This window comes from Streptomyces sp. NPDC031365 (genome assembly GCF_055569765.1).
Map to the genome: position 1 here is coordinate 18,332 of NZ_JBVIIM010000029.1, position 21,391 is coordinate 39,722.

15 protein-coding genes are annotated in these 21,391 nt (G+C 71.3%); 11 read left to right on the forward strand and 4 right to left on the reverse strand.

The window, feature by feature from the left end; genetic code table 11:
- Positions 1-80 precede the first annotated feature (80 nt).
- The 4 genes from ACZ5C2_RS31330 (at position 81) to ACZ5C2_RS31345 (ending at position 6,506) form a co-directional block, all read left to right on the forward strand.
- Positions 81-3,455: a pyruvate carboxylase gene (locus ACZ5C2_RS31330; RefSeq protein WP_468798950.1), complete on the forward strand. Its 3,375-nt coding sequence runs from the start codon at positions 81-83 to the stop codon at positions 3,453-3,455.
- A 540-nt stretch (positions 3,456-3,995) separates the two neighbouring features.
- On the forward strand, positions 3,996-4,808 hold the full coding sequence (locus tag ACZ5C2_RS31335) for an SAM-dependent methyltransferase (RefSeq protein ID WP_468798952.1): 813 nt from the start codon (positions 3,996-3,998) through the stop codon (positions 4,806-4,808).
- A 557-nt stretch (positions 4,809-5,365) separates the two neighbouring features.
- The gene (locus ACZ5C2_RS31340) at positions 5,366-5,614 is read left to right on the forward strand and encodes a hypothetical protein (RefSeq protein WP_468798954.1); all 249 of its coding nucleotides are present in this window, start codon (positions 5,366-5,368) and stop codon (positions 5,612-5,614) included.
- A 94-nt stretch (positions 5,615-5,708) separates the two neighbouring features.
- Positions 5,709-6,506 carry a VOC family protein gene (locus ACZ5C2_RS31345; RefSeq protein ID WP_468798956.1) on the forward strand — a complete coding sequence of 266 codons (798 nt, stop codon included), beginning with the start codon at positions 5,709-5,711 and terminating at the stop codon, positions 6,504-6,506.
- Positions 6,507-6,984: 478 nt separating this feature from the next.
- On the opposite strand, the gene ACZ5C2_RS31350 is transcribed toward ACZ5C2_RS31345, so the two are convergent.
- Positions 6,985-7,602, reverse strand: coding sequence for a TetR/AcrR family transcriptional regulator (locus tag ACZ5C2_RS31350; protein ID WP_468798958.1), 618 nt, complete (start codon positions 7,600-7,602; stop codon positions 6,985-6,987).
- Positions 7,603-7,691: 89 nt separating this feature from the next.
- On the opposite strand from ACZ5C2_RS31350, the gene ACZ5C2_RS31355 reads away from it, so the two are divergent.
- Positions 7,692-8,336, forward strand: coding sequence for a hemerythrin domain-containing protein (locus ACZ5C2_RS31355; RefSeq protein ID WP_468798960.1), 645 nt, complete (start codon positions 7,692-7,694; stop codon positions 8,334-8,336).
- Positions 8,337-8,538: 202 nt separating this feature from the next.
- Here the strand turns inward: ACZ5C2_RS31355 and ACZ5C2_RS31360 are convergent, their stop codons facing one another.
- Both ACZ5C2_RS31360 and ACZ5C2_RS31365 read right to left on the reverse strand, forming a co-directional pair.
- Positions 8,539-9,909 carry an NnrS family protein gene (locus tag ACZ5C2_RS31360; protein ID WP_468798962.1) on the reverse strand — a complete coding sequence of 457 codons (1,371 nt, stop codon included), beginning with the start codon at positions 9,907-9,909 and terminating at the stop codon, positions 8,539-8,541.
- A gap of 576 nt (positions 9,910-10,485) precedes the next feature.
- Positions 10,486-11,139, reverse strand: a complete 654-nt coding sequence (locus ACZ5C2_RS31365) for a phosphoribosyltransferase (protein ID WP_468798964.1) — start codon at positions 11,137-11,139, stop codon at positions 10,486-10,488.
- A 91-nt stretch (positions 11,140-11,230) separates the two neighbouring features.
- On the opposite strand from ACZ5C2_RS31365, the gene ACZ5C2_RS31370 reads away from it, so the two are divergent.
- From ACZ5C2_RS31370 to ACZ5C2_RS31380, 3 genes are all read left to right on the forward strand, one after another.
- Positions 11,231-11,662, forward strand: coding sequence for a VOC family protein (locus ACZ5C2_RS31370; RefSeq protein WP_468798966.1), 432 nt, complete (start codon positions 11,231-11,233; stop codon positions 11,660-11,662).
- A gap of 174 nt (positions 11,663-11,836) precedes the next feature.
- Positions 11,837-12,685: an SDR family oxidoreductase gene (locus tag ACZ5C2_RS31375; RefSeq protein ID WP_468798968.1), complete on the forward strand. Its 849-nt coding sequence runs from the start codon at positions 11,837-11,839 to the stop codon at positions 12,683-12,685.
- 245 nt (positions 12,686-12,930) lie between these two features.
- Positions 12,931-13,374: a nuclear transport factor 2 family protein gene (locus ACZ5C2_RS31380; protein ID WP_468798970.1), complete on the forward strand. Its 444-nt coding sequence runs from the start codon at positions 12,931-12,933 to the stop codon at positions 13,372-13,374.
- Positions 13,375-13,399: 25 nt separating this feature from the next.
- Here the strand turns inward: ACZ5C2_RS31380 and ligA are convergent, their stop codons facing one another.
- Positions 13,400-15,490 carry an NAD-dependent DNA ligase LigA gene (gene ligA, locus ACZ5C2_RS31385; protein WP_468798972.1) on the reverse strand — a complete coding sequence of 697 codons (2,091 nt, stop codon included), beginning with the start codon at positions 15,488-15,490 and terminating at the stop codon, positions 13,400-13,402.
- Between the two features lie 107 nt (positions 15,491-15,597).
- Between ligA and ACZ5C2_RS31390 the strand changes: the two genes are divergently transcribed.
- The 3 genes from ACZ5C2_RS31390 (at position 15,598) to ACZ5C2_RS31400 (ending at position 21,277) form a co-directional block, all read left to right on the forward strand.
- A complete protein-coding gene (locus ACZ5C2_RS31390) occupies positions 15,598-16,170 on the forward strand; it encodes a TetR/AcrR family transcriptional regulator (RefSeq protein ID WP_468798974.1) in 573 nt (190 codons plus the stop codon).
- Between the two features lie 71 nt (positions 16,171-16,241).
- Positions 16,242-17,432, forward strand: coding sequence for a GDSL-type esterase/lipase family protein (locus ACZ5C2_RS31395; protein WP_468799064.1), 1,191 nt, complete (start codon positions 16,242-16,244; stop codon positions 17,430-17,432).
- Positions 17,433-18,004: 572 nt separating this feature from the next.
- A complete protein-coding gene (locus tag ACZ5C2_RS31400; protein ID WP_468798976.1) occupies positions 18,005-21,277 on the forward strand; it encodes a LamG-like jellyroll fold domain-containing protein in 3,273 nt (1,090 codons plus the stop codon).
- Positions 21,278-21,391: the final 114 nt, after the last annotated feature.

The window sequence follows — 21,391 nt, forward strand, 5'->3', positions numbered from 1 at the left end:
GAGTGGCCCGGCTCACATGGCGTACCGGACCTGCCACCGACACGATGGTCTTCGTCAAAGGCAGGCTGAAGGGATCGAGAATGTTCCGCAAGGTGCTGGTCGCCAACCGCGGTGAGATCGCGATTCGGGCGTTCCGCGCGGGCTACGAGCTCGGCGCCCGAACCGTCGCCGTCTTCCCCCACGAGGACCGCAACTCGCTGCACCGTCTGAAGGCGGACGAGGCGTACGAAATCGGCGAGCCGGGGCATCCGGTGCGGGCCTACCTCTCCGTGGAGGAGATCGTCCGCGCCGCGCGACGGGCAGGCGCCGACGCCGTCTACCCGGGCTACGGCTTCCTGTCCGAGAACCCGGAACTGGCCAAGGCCTGCGAAGAGGCGGGCATCACCTTCGTCGGGCCCAGCGCCCAGATCCTGGAGCTGACCGGCAACAAGGCCCGTGCCGTGGCCGCCGCCCGCGAGGCGGGCGTGCCGGTCCTGGGCTCCTCGGCGCCCTCCACCGATGTGGAGGAACTCGTCCGCGCCGCCGACGACATCGGCTTCCCGGTGTTCGTGAAGGCCGTCGCGGGGGGCGGCGGGCGCGGGATGCGCCGCGTCGAGGACCCCGCCCAGCTGAGGGAGTCCATCGAGGCGGCCTCCCGGGAGGCGGCGTCCGCGTTCGGCGATCCCACGGTGTTCCTGGAGAAGGCCGTCGTCGAACCGCGCCACATCGAGGTACAGATCCTCGCCGACGGGCAGGGCAACGTCATTCACCTGTTCGAGCGCGACTGCTCGGTGCAGCGCCGCCACCAGAAGGTGATCGAGCTCGCGCCCGCGCCGAATCTCGACCCCGCGCTGCGCGACCGCATCTGCGCCGACGCCGTACGGTTCGCCCGGCAGATCGGCTACCGCAACGCCGGCACCGTGGAATTCCTGCTCGACCGCGAAGGCAACCACGTCTTCATCGAGATGAACCCGCGCATCCAGGTCGAGCACACGGTCACCGAAGAGGTCACCGACGTCGACCTGGTCCAGTCGCAACTGCGCATCGCCGGCGGCGAGACGCTCGCCGACCTCGGCCTCTCGCAGGACACCGTCACCCTCCGGGGCGCCGCGCTGCAGTGCCGTATCACCACCGAGGACCCGGCCAACGGCTTCCGCCCCGACACCGGGCAGATCAGTGCCTACCGCTCGCCCGGCGGCTCCGGCATCCGCCTCGACGGCGGCACCACCCACGCCGGTACGGAGATCAGCGCCCACTTCGACTCGATGCTGGTGAAGCTCACCTGCCGCGGCCGGGACTTCGGCACCGCGGTGGGCCGTGCCCGGCGTGCGGTGGCGGAGTTCCGCATCCGCGGCGTCGCCACCAACATCCCCTTCCTCCAGGCGGTCCTCGACGACCCGGACTTCCAGGCCGGACGGGTCACCACCTCGTTCATCGAACAGCGTCCCCAACTGCTCACCTCGCGCCACTCCGCCGACCGCGGCACCAAACTGCTCACCTACCTCGCCGACGTCACGGTGAACAAGCCACACGGCGAGCGGCCGGAGCTGATCGACCCGCTGACCAAGCTGCCGTCCCTGCCGGCCGGTGAACCGCCGGCCGGCTCCCGCCAGCGGCTCGCCGAACTCGGCCCCGAGGGCTTCGCGGGCTGGCTGCGCTCCTCGCCGACCATCGGCGTCACCGACACCACCTTCCGCGACGCCCACCAGTCGCTGCTCGCCACCCGGGTCCGTACCAAGGACCTGCTGGCCGTCGCGCCCGCGGTGGCGCGCACCCTGCCCGGACTGCTCTCCCTGGAGTGCTGGGGCGGTGCCACGTACGACGTCGCCCTGCGCTTCCTCGCCGAGGACCCGTGGGAGCGCCTGGCCGCCCTGCGCGAAGCCGTACCGAACATCTGCCTGCAGATGCTGCTGCGGGGCCGCAACACGGTGGGCTACACCCCGTACCCGACCGAGGTGACCGACGCCTTCGTCCAGGAGGCGGCGGCCACCGGCATCGACATCTTCCGCATCTTCGACGCGCTCAACGACGTCTCGCAGATGCGGCCCGCCATCGACGCCGTACGGGAGACCGGTACGGCCGTCGCCGAGGTGGCCCTGTGCTACACCTCCGACCTGTCCGACCCCTCCGAGCGGCTCTACACCCTCGACTACTATCTGCGGCTGGCCGAGCAGATCGTCGAGGCGGGCGCCCACGTCCTGGCCGTCAAGGACATGGCGGGCCTGCTGAGGGCACCCGCGGCGGCGACACTCGTGTCCGCCCTGCGCCGGGAATTCGGCCTGCCGGTGCATCTGCACACCCACGACACCGCCGGTGGTCAGCTGGCCACCTACCTCGCCGCGGTCCAGGCGGGTGCGGACGCGGTCGACGGGGCGGTGGCGTCCATGGCGGGCACCACCTCGCAGCCGTCGCTGTCGGCGCTCGTCGCGGCGACCGACCACTCCGAGCGGCCCACCGGCCTGGATCTGGCGGCCGTCGGTGACCTGGAGCCCTACTGGGAGAGCGTCCGCAAGGTCTACGCCCCCTTCGAGGCGGGCCTGGCCTCACCGACCGGACGCGTCTACCACCACGAGATCCCCGGCGGCCAGCTCTCCAACCTGCGCACGCAGGCCATCGCGCTCGGTCTCGGCGACCGCTTCGAGGACATCGAGGCGATGTACGCCGCCGCCGACCGGATGCTGGGCCGTCTGGTGAAGGTCACCCCGTCCTCGAAGGTGGTCGGCGACCTGGCTCTGCACCTGGTCGGCGCGGGCGTGTCCCCGCGGGACTTCGAAGAGGATCCGGACCGGTTCGACATTCCCGACTCCGTCATCGGCTTCCTGCGCGGTGAGCTGGGCACCCCGCCCGGCGGCTGGCCGGAACCCTTCCGCAGCAAGGCACTGCGGGGCCGCGCCGAGGCCAAGCCAGTACAGGAGCTGTCCGCCGACGACCGGGAGGGCCTGGCGAAGGACCGTCGGCCGACCCTCAACCGGCTCCTCTTCCCCGGCCCCGCACGGGAGTTCGAGACGCACCGTCAGTCCTTCGGCGACACCGGCGTCCTGGACAGCAAGGACTTCTTCTACGGGCTGCGCCCCGGCAAGGAGTACAGCGTCGACCTCGACCCCGGTGTCCGGCTGCTCATCGAACTCCAGGCCGTGGGCGAAGCCGACGAGCGGGGCATGCGGACCGTGATGGCCACGCTGAACGGACAGTTGCGGCCGATCCAGGTGCGTGACCGGGCGGCGGCCTCCGACATCCCGGTCACCGAGAAGGCCGACCGCGCCAACCCCGGCCATGTCGCGGCCCCGTTCGCCGGTGTGGTGACGCTCTCGGTCGCCGAGGGCGACGAGGTGGAGGCCGGCGCCACGGTGGCCACCATCGAGGCGATGAAGATGGAAGCCTCGATCACCGCCCCGAAGTCCGGCACGGTCAACCGGCTGGCGATCACCCGGATCCAGCAGGTGGAGGGCGGTGACCTCCTGGTGGAGATCGGCTGAGCGGCGCCCGGCCTTCGCGGTTCACGGGGAATGGGACTCTGGACCGTCCGCTGAACCTCGGCGGCCCTCGACGGGCTGGATCCGCCCAGCTGGGCGGATCCAGCCCGTCGCCCCCAACCCCCTGGTTCGCCGGGTGGCCCGAGCTCTGGGCGCTCGTCCTTCTCCTTTCTTCCGCATGTTTTCTCCCCCCCCCCCCCCCCCCCCCCCCCCCCCCCCCCCCCCCCCCCCCCCACCCCCCCTCCCCCCCCCCCCCCCCCCCCCCCGCCACGACCCGCCTGGTCAGCAGGGTGCACGAGCCGCGGCGCGTCCGCCGTCCGTCTGCTCCCGAGATGTTGCCGCCCCGCCTCCGGCTCGGCATGGGCCACGCTCCCGCAGCGCACCGCGCGGCGCGGCGGGTGAACCTCGCCCGTTCGCGAGCCGAGCCGCCGGGCCGTGTGAAGCCGCCCGGTGTCCCTGCCGGACAAGCCTGCGCCGACGAGCTGTGGGAACGTAGATTGTGCGTTGGCCAGAACAGCCTTCGATTGACTACGGACGGTACTTATGACCGACCCTGCCGCGGCGCCCGGATCAGCGCATCAGAAGATCGACACCTCGGTGCCCCACTCGGCCCGCATATGGAACTACTGGTTGGGAGGGAAGGACAACTACCCCGTCGACGAGGAGGCCGGCGACAGCTACACCGCCGTCTTCCCCGGCATTGTCACCATCGCCCGCAGCAGCCGGGCGTTCCTGCGGCGCAGCATCACCTACCTGGTTGTCGAGCAGGGCATACGCCAGTTCCTGGACATCGGAACCGGCCTGCCCACGGCCGACAACACCCACCAGGTCGCCCAGCGGATCGCTCCCGAATCCCGGATCGTCTACGTCGACAACGACCCGATGGTCCTGGCCCACGCCCGCGCCCTGCTCTACTCCACCGCGGAGGGGGCGACGGCGTACGTCGACGCAAGCGTCCTCGACCCGGACCGCATTCTGGAGGTCGCGGGGGAGACACTGGACTTCACGCGCCCCACCGCCCTCATCCTCAGCAACATCCTGGGCCACATCGCGGACTACGACCAGGCGCGGTCCATCGTCACCCGGTTGATGACGGCACTGCCTTCGGGCAGTTACCTCTCCGTCAACGACGGCTCGCGCGGCATCGACCCGGTCTTCGAGCAGGCCCAGGACGCCTACAACGAGAGCGGCGCCGTCCCCTACAACCTGCGGACCGTCGAGCAGATCACCGCGTACTTCGACGGGCTGGAACTCGTCGAGCCCGGCGTCGTCCCGGTCCCGCTCTGGCGTCCGGACGCCGGCACCCCCACGCCGGAACCCATCGGCGAGCACGGCGGCCTGGCCCGCAAGCCCTGAGGTAGTCCGCGCGACAGCCCAGGCAGCCGGGACACGGACGCCGCCCGGCGCCACGACGGCCCCGAGCCGGTGTGTTCGCGCCCGCGGTCCCGGGGCCGGCCGTGGACCGGCCGGCCCGCTCGTGGGGCGGGGGCGGCCCTCGAGTGCGCCGTCGGCACGGGCCGGGTGGCCACGTTCCGCACCCCGGCCGCACAGGGCGCGGGACCGGCATCGAGTCGTCTCTGTTGATGACGGGGCAACTGCGCACCGGGGCCGACGAGTCGACGATCCCGGGCCCGGCCCGGGCAGGTCGAGTGCCTCCGCAACGCCGCCCGCCACCTCTGGCTCGGCGGGCAGTTCGTGGCCGAGCCGCGGGGTGCCCGGACCGCGCGGGCTCCCGCCGGGCCGGCAGGCCACGGCCCGGGAGTCCACCCCGGTTGCACCGGCCTGGACGCGTTCACTCGTGCGTCGTCCCGAGCCGGTACGTCGTCCCGCACCACGTCCGGTTCGACGAGAGCGGACAGGCCCAGCCGATTCCGTGGTCCCACTGTTCCATCTGGCCGGCCGAACCCGTCCCCATGGCCCAACTGGCCGGACGGCTTCTGGAGTCCGGGCACGCGGACGGGAACGGCGTCCCTCTCACCGCCGACTCACGTTCGCACGTCGCCGTCCGCCGGCTCCCTTCCGACGCGCACAACGCGCTGCTGCCGCGGGACGCCTTCCACCTGTCGGGGGGCCGCCCGGTCACCCACAAGATCTACCGCGATGCGGCCCACCCCGCACGGCTCGTGCTGCCCTTCACCAAGCGCCAAGCACACGGGGCGTAGCCCGCCCGTGACGCCCGGACGGCGAAGCCGGAGGGCGAGTGTCAGTGCCCGGTGGCACGCTGAGGCCAAAGGGAATCAGCGAAAGGACACTGCGGTGATCACCACTGACTTCGCCACCGGCTCGCCCTGCATGCTCGACCTCGGCGTCCCCGACGTCCGGGCCGCGGCCGCCTTCTACAGCGCGGTCCTCGGCTGGGACTACGAGCCCATGGGGGACGGGGAGGAGATGGAGGGCGGGATGTTCAACAAGGACGGCAAGATGGTCGCCGGCCTCGGCAAGCTCACCGAGCAGGGCGCCCGTCCTGCCTGGATGATCTACTACAGCGTCGGCGACGCGGACGCCACGACCCGGGCGGTGGAGAGCGCCGGCGGCAGCGTACGGGTGCCGCCGATGGACCTCGAGCAGTGGGGCCGGATGGCACAGTACACCGACCCGCTGGGCGGCCAGTTCGCCGTCTGGCAGCCCAGGGAGAGCAAGGGAGTGGACCTGATGGACAAGCCGGGCTCGCTCTGCTGGACCGAGCTGTACACGAGCGACGCGGCGGCCGCGAAGGAGTTCTACGGCGGTGTCCTCGGCTGGCGGTTCAGTGACATGGAGATGCCGGGCGGCGAGGGCACGTACACCATGATCACCCCGGCCGGGCTGCCCGAGGAGCGGATGCACGGCGGCCTGATGGAGGTCCCCCGGGAGGACCTCGCCCTGGCGGGTGGGCGGTCGTACTGGCACCCGGTCTTCAACGTCCCCGACTGCGACGCGGCGGTGGCCAAGGTCACCGAGAACGGCGGCAGCGTGCAGATGGGGCCGGAGGACGCGGAGGGCGTCGGTCGCATGGCCGTCTGCCTCGACCCCTTCGACGCGGACTTCGTGGTGCTCACCCCGTCCGAGAGCTGAGGGCCGGGTCGCGGCCCGCCCCTGCCGTCCGTCACCGGGCCGGCCGCCGCCCGTACCTCCATCTCGCTCTGCACTGACACGGGCCGCATCAGCCGCGCTCTGTGGCCGCGATACCCGATCGACACACGTACCCGCGACCACCTCGCCGCCCAGCTACGCGGTTGGATCGGCGCCGATCACTTCACCAAACACCCTCAGGGGGACAGCCCTCACCGAGGCGGTGACGAGCGACCGGGCCCCGTTCCAGCAGCATGTCCGCAAGGCCCAGAACGCCTCCGGCCCGTACGGAGACCGGGCTCTGGGTAGTCCCTCGACCTGGTCCGGGGACTACCTATCCTGCACCGCCTGCCCCACCAGGCTCCGGACGGGTGGGCCGCCCCGCACACCCACGCGATGACCGTCCTCATCGTCGACGCCGCACTCCAGCTCACTGCAGCGCTGTCCGGCCACGGGTGATCTCACCTCGGGGAACACCCGGTCAGCCGTCTCCCCGGCGCGGAGCCGGCGGGCGGGTGCCGGCGGGGGCGACGATGCCGTACAGCGCCAGGGTCACCAGCGTCCCCACACGCCCCGCCGGGTCGTCGGTGCAGCCTTCCGCCCAGGCGCGCATCCCGGTCTCCAGTGCGCTGTGCACATGGGCGCACACCAGGTCGATCGGTACGTCGTCGCGGACCTCGCCGCGTGCGGCGGCCTCCTCCAGCAGGCGGTGGATCCTGACGAACACGGCCGGTGTCGACGGCACATCCGGCCGGAGCAGTGACTCGTGGCGCACGGGAAGGCTGTAGACGAACCGGGCCAGGTCCTCCTGCGCCACCATCCTGCGGACGGCGTCCTTCACGACCACGCCGACGCGCTGGAGCGGCGGCATGTCGTCCGCCACATCCGGTTCGGCCTCCTCGCTCACCAGCAGTCGCTCGAAGAGCGCGCCGAGGACCTCTTCGCGCTCGGAGAAGTGGTTGTAGAAGGTGGCCCGCGAGACTCCGGCCGCACGGGCGAGGTCCTGCACCCGCACCGCGTCGTACCCCTGCTCGGCGAAGAGCCGCAGCGCGCTGTCGATGATCGCGTCGCGGGTCCCGTTCCTCTTGTCCGGCCTCATAAGGCTCAGCTTACTTGACACGAGTCCAGCCCACCGTACCCTGGACACGTGTCTAATTGGACATGTGTCAAGCAGCAGGGAGTTCCACCATGAGGTACCTCAAGGCCTACACGGCCGTCGCGGTGGCGACCGCAGCCACCATCGGCGTGACCGCCTGGACGTGGTCCGGCCCCGAGGGCAAGGCCGAGCCGCACAAGAAGGAAACGAGTGACGTCCGGGTGACCGAACCGCTGCGGGCCGAGCACAAGACGCTGCTCCCGCACATCGAGGCACTCGCCGACGCGGGAGACGCCATCGGCACCGTGCCCGCGAAGGAGCAGCGCGAGAAGGTGCACGCGTCGTACACCTTCCTCACCAAGCAGCTCATTCCCCATGCCGTCGCCGAGGACAAGGTGCTCTACGCGAAGGTGGACAGCCTGATCGGCAGCAACGGCAGCACCAAGGCGGCCGACCCGATGCGCCGTGACCACGTCGAGGTCGGCTCCCTCACCGACGAGCTCGGCGAGCTGGGCGAGAAGCTGCACGAGGGCAAGCTGCCCCCGGCCGGGCAGCAGGAGCTCCGCCGCGTCCTCTACTCGCTCAACGGCATCGTGGGCCTGCACTTCGCCAAGGAGGAGGAGGTCTTCCTCCCGCTGCTCGACCGGAAGCTGAGCGAGGCCGAGGCGCAGCAGATGTTCGAAGAGATGGAGAAGGTCACGGAGGAGTCCGGCGGCGAGGGGGGACACGAGCACTGACCACCCGCCCCTGCCGCGGCGCGGGAGTCCCACGCTCTCCGCGCGCGGCGGCAGACCACCGCCCCGCGGGCTCAGAAGCCCGGGGCGGTGCGGGGTTTTCCGTGCGTGCGGGGCGTGGGGTCCGACCGGGCGCCGGACCCGGCCGGGCGCAGGCTCGGACCGGATGCCGGACCGGATGCCGGACCGGACCGGGCACACAGGCTCAGACCGGGCGCAGGACGGCTGGTCGGGACACGCCGGGCCCGTGCGTCGGAGATCCATGGAGGAGCCGCAGGAGACCGGTGCCCCACCAGGCGAGGGCGGCGAGTTCCAGCAGTCCGCTGATCCCGACGACGGAGAAGAAGAACGGGTGCCAGTCGGTGAGGGTCTGGAAGGAGACCCGCAGCGCGCAGCCGGTGTTGAGCAGGATGAAGGGGCCCGTGAGCGAGCCGAGGGTGCGGGGGTGGATGCCGCGCAGGGTGGGCACCACCCGGGCCGAGATCCCCGTGATCATCATCGAGACGAAGCCGACGGTGATCGCGTGCCGGATCGCGCCGTAGTACGCGTGGCTGAAGGCGACGCCGCTGATGAACTGGTAGACGGGCATCAGCAGCAGCATCACGAGCGAGAGCGCCAGCCATCCGTAGGCGGCCCGGACGAACTTGCCGGACCGGTGGTCGGTCCGGGGCGGCCGCCGCCAGAGGCGCCACGGCAGCACCATGGCCGCGACACCGCCGGCGATCATCAGCCAGGGCAGCATCAGGAGGGCGGCGAGCCGGTGGTCGTCCGCCCAGCGGTAGGCGATGAAGACGATGACCTCGATGACGACGCCCGCGTTGATCAGCATCAGGGCGTCCCAGGCCCGGCGTTCCGGCGTCTTCGCCACCCCGAACATCTGTGGCAGCAGATGACTCGACAGCCCGAGAACCATCAGCAGCGCCATCCCGTGGATCTGTACGTCGCGCAGCGGAGCCTGGTAGGCCGCGATGTACCACAGCAGGTCGGACCGCTCGGTGGCCATCATGGTCATCCCCGTGTGCCAGAGCCCGAAGGCCGCCTGGGCGACGAGCCAGAACAGGCCCGAGCCGATGAAACCCGTCACCGGGCGCATCGGGTCCTTGCTCCGGACGTACGTCGCGAGGAGCTGCCCGGCGAAGACGAGGGAACCGGCCAGGACGATGGCGTTGCCGACCAGGGCCGCGGACACGGTCCAGTCGCCGTCGACGCGGTATCCGGCCGCTCCCATGCCGATGACGGCCATCACCAGTCCGGAGAGGGTCGCCGACAGGACGGCCGGGACCAGACGTGGAGCGGCCAGTGTGGTGCGCCACAGCCGGGGGAACGCCTGGTAGCCGAAGCCCATGATGAACAGCCCGACCCACCCAGTGATCTGCGCGTAGCCGTGGGCGTTGATCTCGTGGACGGACACCCCGGTGAAGCGCTCGTCGAAACCGATCCGCCACAGGATGAGGACGCCCCACGACGCGCCGACCGTGAGTACGGACAGCACTGCCGCGGTGAAGAACGGCGCGTGGACGGTGCCCCGGTACTTCGACGGGGGTTCCGGGCGGGTGGCGGACAGCTCGACCGGCACGGCGGTCGGCGAAGGACCGGCCGCTCGGCCCGATGCTGCGGGGGGACGGTGAAGGTGCACAGTGCTCCTCCGGGCGAGGACGTGGCCTCTTGGGGGTACGGGCCGACCCATCGGCCCCGGCGACGGAACGCAGCCGGGATGACTGCTCGACGCTAGCCCGTGCGGCCGGCCCGCCGGATGGGTCCCCCAGAGCACTCCCCGGGCCCTTCGGCCCCTTCCGGTCCGGGCTTCGGCCCCATCCGGCCCGGACCGATCCGCGCTCCGGCTTCCATGCCCACCGCGCCTTCGCCCGAGGCCCGCTCGGCGAACCCCGTGCGGCAGGGAACACTCCGCCCACACACGGTCGTCAGCCGACGGACGGGTGCGGCCGACGCCCCAGCGGTCGCGGTCGGCCAGAGCCGGGACATCGGCAGGCCGCGGCCCCACCCGGCCTCCGGATCACCGGCCACCACACCGGCGGCCGGTACCCGCTCCTGCCTCGGATCGCGCACCGCGATCAGCACGTGGCCGGCACGAGCGTCAGACGGAGGCCGCCGCACACCAGGTGATCACCGCCTGCGTCCCCGTACACGGGTGTCAACCGGCCGGGTGCAGTTCCCGCAGGGCGTTTAGTACTTCCTCGTCGGAGACCTGGGCGAAGTCGTCGTACCACTCACCCACGGATCCCAGCCGCTGCGGCTGGTGCAGTGCGACGACGTCGTCTGCCTCGCCCCGCAACGCGGCGGCGGTGTGCGGCGGGCACACCGGAACGGCGAGGGTCAGACGCAGTGGGCCGCCACGCCGCAGATACCGCAGGGCGGCGCGGGCCGTCACTCCCGTGGCCAGACCGTCGTCCACGACGACGACGCCGTGACCGCGGACGTCCGGGGCGGGGCGTCCGCCGCGGTAGACCCTCTCACGCCGGTGCAGTTCGGCGCGGGCCCGGGCCACCTCGGGGCCCAGCTTGTCCTCGGAGAGGTCCAGGGCGCGCAGGGCCGTGCGGTCGAACACCGCAGGATCGTCCCCGGCGATCGCCCCGATGGCCACTTCGGGGGATCCGGGCAGCCAGATCTTGCGGACGACGAGGACGTCCAGCGGCACGGCCATCGCCCGGGCGATCTCCGCCCCGACCGGGACACCACCGCGCGGCAGCGCCAGCACGGTCACATTCGCGAGATCGCCGCTGCTCGCCCACTCCAGCAGCCTGACGGCCAGTTCCTGACCGGCCTCCTCACGGCTTCTGAATCGCACGGCTCGCTCCCTTCCTCGGTCCCCGGTCCCCGGTGCCGGGTAACCGCCCATGTCCGTGCCACTCACTCCGGCCCTGCGGCACAGTGGAGGGATGAACGCACACGACGAGAGGCTTCTGGCCGGAGCCCGTACGGCGGCCAGGCTCCCCGCTCAGGACCTCGACCGCGCCCGGCGCTTCTACGCAGAGCGGCTCGGCCTGGAGCCCGTCGACGAACGGCCGGGCGGGCTGCTGTACCGGTGCTCGGGCGTCGAGTTCGCCCTCTACCGGTCGGCGGGGACGTCTCCGGGTACCTTCACTCAGATGGCATTCGAGGTCGACGACCTCGAGAGCGTCGCGGCCGAGCTGAAGCGGCGCGGCGTGGTGTTCGAAGAGGTCGACACCCCCGGCTTCCGCACCACCGACGGTATCGCCGAGATCGACGGCAACTACCCGACCAAGGGATACCGCGCCGAACGCGCCGCGTGGTTCCACGACAGTGAGGGGAACCTGCTCGGCGTGGGTGAGCCGGTCACCCGAGAGTGAGGAACCCGGCCCATCGAGGGCGGACGCGTACGCCGCTCCGGCGGGCGGGACTCAGCGTCCCGGGCCAGGCGCAGGAGGTCGGCGATACCGTCCTGCTTCCTGCCTGGGCGCCGGCCGTTGGCCCGCCGTGGTTTGCGGACAGAGGCTGACCGCATGCCTTCGTACGGTCGTCCCATGACACAGAGACAGAAGTACCTGGTCACCGGCGCCACCGGAACCGTCGGCCGCCAGGTCGTCGCCGAACTGCTCGCGCGCGGTCATGCGGTCCGCGCTCTGACCAGGGAACCGGCGAAGGCGGATCTGCCGGCCGAGGTCGAGGTGGTGCGGGGCGACCTGACCGAACCGGACAGTCTGGTTCCGGCGCTGGAGGCCGTCACCGGCCTTCATCTGATCACCTTCGGCGGGGCCTGCTTCGCTCCGCTGGAGACCGGTCCGGGGATCCTGGAGCGGGCCCGGACCGCCGGGGTTCGACGGGTCACCGTGCTGCACGGGGGCGGGCCGTCCCCGCTCGAGGACGCGGTGCGTGCCGACGAAGGGGTGGACTGGACCGTGCTCATGCCGGTCGAGTTCATGGCCAACGCCCTGGAGTGGGCCGACGGCATCGTCGCGTCGGACGAGGTCCGCGAGCCGTTCGTCTCACGGCTCAGTGCCATGGCTCACGAGGGCGACATCGGTGCCGTCGCCGCGGTCGCGCTCACCGAGGAGGGCCACGGCGGACAGGAGTACGTGATCACCGGGCCCGAGCCGCTGACCGTCGGCGACAAAGTGGCGGCGATCGCCGCTGCCCGAGGGCGGGCCGTCTCCCTGGTCGAGCTGACCGCGGAGGAGGCCGTGGCGCAGTGGCGGGCGGCAGGGCGCCCGGAGGACGTGATCGGCTTCCTGCTCGAGGCGTACGGGAACACGCCGGAGGTCGGCCGCACGGTCCTCGACACCGTTGAGAAGGTCACCGGCCGCCCGGCTCGCACCTTCACCCAGTGGGTCACGGAGCACGCCCGCCGTTTCACGGCTGCCGGTTCGGCGTGACCGGCGTCGTGCCGGGCCGGACGCGACGGGGACCGCCGCACCGGCGACGACCGCGTCCGGCCCCGTACGCCGTGCGGCTCACCTGTTCGCGCTCCGGCGCGCTCGGGCGGTGCCGCCGCTCTGCCGTGCGGGAACCCGGTGCATGACGCCCGAGGTAATCGACCGCTCCCTCCGCCTGCGACAGGATCGGGCACATCAACCGAAGTCCCCGGCCGGGACCCGGCCGCCGCCGCGAGGAGAACGCCATGTCCACCGACTCCGCCGCCGTCACCGCGAGTTCCGACACCGAGGCCACCCGAGCCGTCGTGCGGGAGTTCCTTGCCGCCCGGCTGGCCGGGGACACCGAGCGGCTCGTCGCGCTCTTCGCCGACGAGGTCGACTGGCTGCTCGCCGACAATCCCGCCGTCCCGTGGATCCGCCCCCGTTCGACCGCCGCCGAATGCGCCGCCCAGTTCACGGAGTTGATGGAGTACACCGTGCCCGAGGACGCGCGCGCCCGTGTCGACACCTTGCTCGTCGACGGGAGGGACGCGGTCCTGATGGGGCATCTGTCCGGGATGGTGCGGGCGACGGGGCGGTCCTTCCAAGGACCCTTCGCCCTGCGCCTCATGGTGGAGGACGGCCGGATCACCCGCCACCACCTCTACGAGAACAGTCTGTCCGTCGCCGAGGCCTGTGCCACACCCTGACGGCCGGCGCGGGCGGGTGCCCGGCTCAGCCGAGGAGCCCGGCGACCATGTCCGCGAACTCGTCGGGGGTCGCCAAACGGATGCCGAGCTGTTCCGCCTTGGCGCGCTTGGAACCGGCGCCCTCGCCCGCGACCACCAGGGTGGTTCTCTTCGAGACGCTGGAGGAGGAGCGACCGCCGGCCCGTTCGATCAGTTCGTTCATCTCGTTGCGGGAGAGCTTTTCCAGGCTGCCGGTCATCGCGCCCGTGACCACCACCGCCATGCCCTCCAGCGGGCCGCCCGCCGCCGGCACCGCGACCGGTCCGTCGCCGTCGGGCGCGGCATCGGCGGCCGGCGGCGGAGTGGCTCCGGGCTCGGTCATGTTGACGCCGGCGGTGGCAAGCTTGTCGATGAGCGGCGCCAGTTCGGCCATCTCCGCCACGATCGAGGGTGCCTTCTCCGCCCCGATGCCGTCGACCCGCTGCATGGCGTCGGCATCGGCCGCGCGGATGTTGTCCATGGTGGCGAAGTAGCGGGCGATGCGACGGGACATGGACCGTCCGGTGCCCCGGACGCCCAGTGCGCACAGCACCCGGGACAGCGGCTGCTCCTTGGCCTTGGCGATCGCGGCGAGCAGGTTGTCGGTGCTGGTTTCCCCCATCCGCTCCAGGGCGAGCAACTGCTCGCGCCGGAGCGTGAACAGGTCGGCGAGGTCGGCGACCAGGCCGGCGTCGACGAGCTGGACGACACGCGTGGCACCGAGGCCCTCGATGTCGAGCTGGTCGCGGCCCGCGGCGTAGGCGAGAGAAGCGACCAGATGACAGTTGCGGCCCTGTGCGCACCGCCAGCGCTCCTCGCTGGTGTCGATGTCCGAACCACAGCGCGGGCACTGTGCCGGGAACGCGATCGGCTGCTCCTCGCCCGTACGGAGATGGGCGACCGGGGCCTCGATCCGGGGGATGACGTCGCCGGCGCGGTGCACCATGACGTGGTCGCCCAGACGCAGGTCCCGGCGGGTGATGTCGGCCGGGTTGTGCAGAGTGGCGTAGGTGATCGTGGAGCCGTCGATGACGACCGGCTCGAGGACACCGCGCGGCGCGATGATGCCGGTGCGGCCGACGTTCCACTCCACTTCCAGCAGCCGGGTGATCTTCTCCACCGCCGGCAGCTTGTAGGCGATCGCCCAGCGCGGCGCCCGGGAGCCCGATCCGGCGGCCTCCCGGTCGGCGGCGAGGTCCGCCTTGATGACGATCCCGTCGATGCCGAACGGCAGCTCGGCGCGGAGCGCGGCGATCTCCTTCACCCGGGCCAGGACCTCCTCGGGGGTCTCGGCGAGGGTGTCCGGGACGGCGGTCCGGGCACTGGTGTGCACACCGAGGTCGGCGGCCAGCGCCATCAGGTCGCTGTGTGCCATCTCGTTGAGCCGTTCCGCCAGGGCGGAGTCGGTTTCGGGCAGCGGCAGCAGTCCGTAGCCGAAGAAGGTCATCGGCACCGTGTAGGCCCGCTCCTTCGCCCGCAGGGTGCCCGCGGCCGCGTTGCGCGGATTGGCGAACGGCTGCCCGCCGTGACCGGTGCGCACCTCGTTGGCGTGCTCGAACTGGGCGGAGGTCATGAGGACCTCGCCGCGCACCTCCACGGTGACCGGTTCGCCGAGCCTCACGGGCAGCCCTTCGATGGTGCCGATCGCGTGCGAGACGTCCTCCCCGGCCGTCCCGTCCCCGCGGGTGATCAACCGGCTCAGCCTGCCGTCGGTGTAACGGGCGGCGATCGCCAGCCCGTCCAGCTTCGGACCCACACTGAAGCGTGTCGCGTCACGGCCGGTCCGGCGCGCCAGTGACGCCGTCCAGGCGCTGAACTCCTCCTCGGAGAACACGTTGTCCAGGCTCAGCATCGGCACCGTGTGCGGGACGTCGCCCTCCACCGCCCCACCGGCGACCTTCCCGGTGGGGGAGTCGGGCAGTATCCCGTCCGGATGCTCCGCCTCCCAGTCGGCGATCCCTCGTACCAGCCGGTCGTACGTGTCGTCGTCCAGCGCCGAGGTGCCGCCCTCGTAATACGCGGCCGCCGCGCGCACGGCGTCCTCGACCGCCTGCGCGTAGGCGGCGGCATCGACGATCACTGCTGCAGGTGTTGTCATGCGTCACATCCTGCCGTCCGCCGCTGACAATCGATCACAGTGAGTAGGCATTTGCCTAAAGGTATTAGGTGAATCTAAGTTCGGTCTGGCTGATGGGGAGGATGAGCATGGCGCGCGTACGACTGACCCCGGAACGCCTGACCCGGGCGGGAGCGGAACTGGCCGACGAGCTCGGCTTTGACCAGGTGACCGTCTCGGAGCTCGCCCGGCGCTTCGACGTCAAGGTGGCGAGCCTGTACTCCCACCTGAAGAACTCCCACGACCTCAGGACGAGGATCGCGCTGCTCGTCCTGGAGGAACTCGCCGACCGCGCCGCCGACGCCCTGGCCGGGCGGGCGGGCAAGGACGCCCTGACCGCCCTGGCGAACGTGTACCGCGACTACGCGCGCGAGCATCCCGGCCGCTATGCCGCGGCCCAGTTCCGGCTTGCTCCGGAGGCAGCCGCAGGCAGTGCGGGAGGGCGGCACGCGCAGATGACCCGGGCCCTCCTGCGCGGCTACGACCTGGCCGAACCGGATCAGACCCACGCGGTCCGGCTGCTGGGCAGTGTCTTCCACGGCTACGTCAGCCTCGAGATGGGCGGCGGATTCAGCCACAGCGCCCCCGACACGCAGGAGACCTGGACACGCGTCCTCGACGCGCTGGACGCCCTGCTGCGCAACTGGCCCCCGTCACCCTGACGGCGGACCACCCCGCCCCGCGCCCCGATCAGCCGTTCATCGACCCATACGGAAACAGACGGACCGACATGATGCCCTCCACCCCGCACCGCTGGATCACCACGCCCCTCACCGCCGACCTCGTCCGCGGCGCGCTCGACCTGGAGCCCACCGCGCAGGGGGTCCTGCCGCACCGGCTGCCCGCCTGGGCCCGCGGCCAGAACACCGATGGGCAGCTCGCCATGGCCGAGTCCCAGCCCTCCGGTGTACGGCTCGTGTTCCGCACCCGCGCGACCGCCGTCGAGCTGGACACACTGCCCACCAAGCGGATCTACGCCGGTGCACCGCCCCGCCCGGACGGCCACTACGACCTGATCGTCGACGGACGCCCGGCCGACCGGACCATCGCGATCGGCGGCAACACCGTGACCATCGACCTGAGTGCCGGGACCTCCGAGCACGGCACCGGCCCGGTCGCCACCCTCCGCTTCGCCGGTCTGTCCGACGAGGACAAGACCGTCGAGATCTGGCTGCCGCACAACGAGACGACCGAACTCGTCGCCCTGCGCACCGACGCCCCCGTGAAGCCCGTGGACGCCTCCGGCCGCAGGACCTGGCTGCACCACGGCAGCTCCATCAGCCACGGTTCCGACGCCGCGAGCCCCACCAGCACCTGGCCCGCGCTCGCCGCGGCACGCGGCGGCGTGGAACTGGTCAACCTCGGACTGGCCGGCAGCGCCCTGCTCGACCCGTTCGTCGCGCGCACCATACGTGACACACCCGCCGACCTGATCAGTGTCAAGATCGGCATCAACCTGGTCAACGCCGATCTGATGCGGCTGCGCGCCTTCGCCCCCGCCGTCCACGGCTTCCTCGACACCATCCGCGAGGGCCATCCGACCGCGCCGCTGCTGGTCGTCTCGCCGATCCTGTGTCCCCTACACGAGGACACCCCGGGGCCCACCGCCTTCGACTTCAGCCACCTGGGTGAAGGGCGGCTCCTGTTCACCGCCACCGGGGACCCCGCGGAACGCGCCGAGGGCAAGCTGACGCTCAACGTCGTCCGGGACGAACTCGAGCGCGTGGTGAGGCAGCGCGCGGCGGACGACCCGAACCTGCACCACCTGGACGGCCGAGACCTCTACGGCGAGGCGGACCACCGCGAGCTGCCGCTGCCCGACCGGCTCCACCCCGACGAGGCCACCCACCGCCGCATGGGCGAACGCTTCGCCGCCCACGCCTTCGCCTCCGAACGCGGCCCGTTCGCGGAGGCCCGGGACTGACGCACGCGATGAACCCGAGGGCCGTGCCGTTGTCCGTGAACCGGTAGCGGTTCTCCCACGGGTCGCACGGCGTGCCCTGCGGCGCCGCACGGAGCCTGCGGCCCGTGCACGTACTCGCCGCGATGCCGCCGCAGGGCAGGGGGAGGCTGTGGTACCCGGGGCCGTTGACGTTCAGGGCCGGGTGCCACCCGGCCGTCGTGGTGGCCCGCCGGGCCACCGGCCGGGGGCCGGCCGGGCGGTACGGGCTGCATCGTGAAGGCTGGTGGCGTCCGGTGGGAGAGTGCCCCCTCGCCGGATTCCCATCGACGCAAGCAACCTGAGCGATGGCGAGTCGTGCCGGACAGGTCAGCGGGTCGCCCGCTGCCGGGGCGTTCACGTGCGAACACGCATCCTCGCCCGTACACAGTTCTGCTGATGGTGCGTCAGCTGTGCGCGAAGCCTGGACAGCCGCCGGGCGGCGTGTTGTCATTCCCTGCACGGCGGATTTCCAACGTTGGAAGGATTCTCTGGCCGAGCCGGTGGCCGTGCGCGCTTCGTCCTGGCCCCATGCCCCCTGCGCGAGGAAAGGTTCGATGACAAGACAACACACCCGCCCGCGATCCCGATGGTGGGCTCTGCTGACCGTGACGGCTCTGGCCCTGTCCACCGGCGCCCTGGCCCCGGCGGCGACGGCCGCGGCGCCGGCGGCCGGCGCGTCCGCCCCCGCGGCCGCCGATGCCGATGTTCAGGTGCACGGCCTGAAGGGCGAGTACTTCAGCATGTCGTCGCCGGGCGCCCGGGACTTCGCCGAGCTGGGCGGCACCCTTCTGGAACCGCAGATCAACTTCTCCGGACTGACCAGTACCTTCGAGGAGCTGACCGGGCGTACGGAGCACACCACCGCCCGCTGGACCGGGCAGATCGAGGCACCGCAGGACGGTGACTACACCTTCCACGCCATCGGCGACAACGGCTTCCGGCTCTTCATCGACGGCGAGCCGGTCATCGACCACTGGGAGCCGGACTGGGACCGGGAGCAGACCAGTGCGCCCGTCACCCTGAAGGCCGGGGAGCAGCACGACTTCCGCATGGAGATGTTCCAGGACGTGGGCGGGGCGAACATGTTCCTGCGCTGGTCGACGCCGACGATGCCCAAGCAGCTCGTGCCGGCCTCCGCGTTCACCCCGCCGGCCGGCTTCGAGGTCTTCCCGGTGGAGCTGACCGTCGGGGAGGACGGACGCAAGCTGCTCGCCCGGTTCGAGGACCGGGTGAGTGACCTCGCGCAGGTGGCGGACCACCTCAAGATCGAGGCCGACACGACCGCCATGCCGGTCGAGTCGGTCGCGGTCGCCCGCGACGACCGCAACTCCCTCGTCGTCACGCTCTCGGAGCCGATCCAGAAAAGCCAGCAGGTCCGGGTCACGTACGACGGCGAAGGGGGTCTCAAGGCCGGCGACGAGACCGTGCCCCGGATCGTCCGCTACGCCTCGAACACCTCCACCCACCGGATCACCACCCCGTGGGGCGACAAGGTCGACAGGAAGAACCCGCTTCCGGAGTACCCTCGCCCGCAGCAGGTCCGCTCCAAGTGGAAGAACCTCAACGGACCCTGGCAGTTCAGCGGTGCCGAAGCCGGTGAGGAGCCGGTCTTCGGCAAGAACCTGGACGAGAAGATCATCGTGCCGTTCCCGGTCGAGTCTCAGCTCTCCGGGCTGGAACGGCACGAGGACCACATGTTCTACCGCAAGCTCGTCGACGTGCCGAGAAGCTGGAAGGTCGGCAGGGGCGGCGACGGCAACCGGCTGAAGCTCCACTTCGGTGCGGTGGACTACCAGGCCCGCGTCTGGGTCAACGGCAAGAAGGTCGCCGAACACACCGGCGGCTACAACGCCTTCAGCGCCGACATCACCGACGCGGTCAAGCGCCACGGCAAGCAGGAGGTCGTGGTCGCGGTCACCGACACCGGCGGCGCCAACCAGCCGATGGGCAAGCAGTCCACCAACCCCGGCGGCATCTTCTACACCCAGTCGTCCGGTATCTGGCAGACCGTCTGGATGGAGCCCGTCGCCGACACCTCCATTGACAACGTCGTCACCACGCCGGACATCGACAGCAGCACCCTGGCCGTGACGGTCGAGTCCGAGGGCGCCTCGGAGCGGGCCCGCGTCGAGGCCGTGGCCCGCGATGCCCGCGGCAAGGTCGTCGGCCGGGTCAGCGGACCGGCCAACAGCAAGCTGGACCTGCGCGTGGCCGGGCAGCACCTGTGGAGCCCGGACGACCCCTACCTCTACGACCTCGACATCAAGCTGAAGGACGGCAGATCGACCGACAGGGTCGGCAGCTACTTCGGCATGCGCGAGATCGGGATCGAGGAGGTCGGTGGCTACCGGAAACTGGTGCTCAACGGCAAGCCCGTCTTCTCCCTCGCCACCCTCGACCAGGGCTTCTGGCCCGACGGCCTCTACACCGCGCCCAGCGACAAGGCCCTGGCCTTCGACCTGGAGGCGCACAAGAAGCTCGGTTTCAACGCCGTCCGCAAGCACATCAAGGTGGAACCGCCCCGCTGGTTCTATCATGCGGACCGGCTCGGCCTGCTGGTCTGGCAGGACTTCGTCTCCGGCAACCTCACCGACGAGACCGGGCAGAAGGCCTTCGTCGACCAGGGCCGGGAGATGATGCGGCAGCACCACAACTCACCCTCCGTCATCGGCTGGATCGTCTTCAACGAGGGCTGGGGCGAGTGGAACCGCGAAGAGAGCGGCCGGATCGCCGAATCGGTGAAGGCCGCCGACCCCTCCCGTGTCATCAATGCCCACAGCGGTGTCAACTGCTGCAACTCCAAGGGTGATTCGGGCAAGGGCGACATCATCGACCACCACGACTACAACAACGACGACCCGCCCTTCCCGGACCACCGTGCGGCCATGGACGGCGAGCACGGCGGTTTCACCCTGCGCACCCCGGGCCACATGTGGCCGGGTCCGCCGACCGTGATCTACAGCGGTGTCGCCGACAAGGAGGCGCTGACCCGCAAGTACGTGGAGAACACCGAGACGTTCTACCTCGACCAGGCCGGCGCCGAGCTCTCCGGCTCGGTGTACACCCAGATCACCGACCTGGAGAACGAGCTCAACGGCCTCTACACCTACGACCGCCGGGAGATCAAGGTCGACCCGGTCCGGGTGCGCGAGATCAACCGCAGGGTCATCGCGGCCGGCGCCGCCGCGGGGGACCGGGAGCAGCTGAAGGGCGGCGGCTCCTGGGCCCTCGACGAGGGCACCGGCACCACAGCGAAGGACGACGGCCCGGCCGACAGGCCGCTGAAGCTGACCGAGGGCACCACGTGGACGGACGGAGTCAGCGGCAGCGCGCTGAAGTTCGACGGCCAGGGACAGCACGCCCGGACCGACGGACCGGTGCTCGACACCACCGGCAGCTACACGGTGTCCGCGTGGGTCAGCCTCGATTCCGTTCCCGGCAACTACGCCACCGCCGTCAGCCAGGACGGACTGCGTCAGGCGAATCCCTTCTATCTGCAGTACGGAGAGGGCGCCTTCGCCTTCAGCACGCCCGACGGGCAGCGCGCCCGCCTGGAGACCACGCCCGAGACCGGCCGCTGGTACCACCTGGTGGGGGTGCGGGACGACACGACGGGCGAGATCACGCTCTACGTGGACGGCGAGCGGGCGGCGACCGTCGACGGCGGCCCGAACTATGTCGCCTCCGGCCCCCTCACGGTGGGCCGCGCCCTGTGGAACGGCCAGAACACCGACTTCTGGGACGGAGCGGTGGACGAGGTCCACGCCTACGACAGGGCGCTCACCGAGGAGGAGGTGAGCGCGCTGTACGGGGCGGAGAAGCCGTAGCCGCCGCGACGGGGGGGGGGGGGGGGGGGGGGGGGGGGGGGGGGGCTCGGCAAGGGTGGGGTCGGTTTGCCCCCTCCCCCCACCCAAACTTTTTCGGGACACCGACCGGAAAAG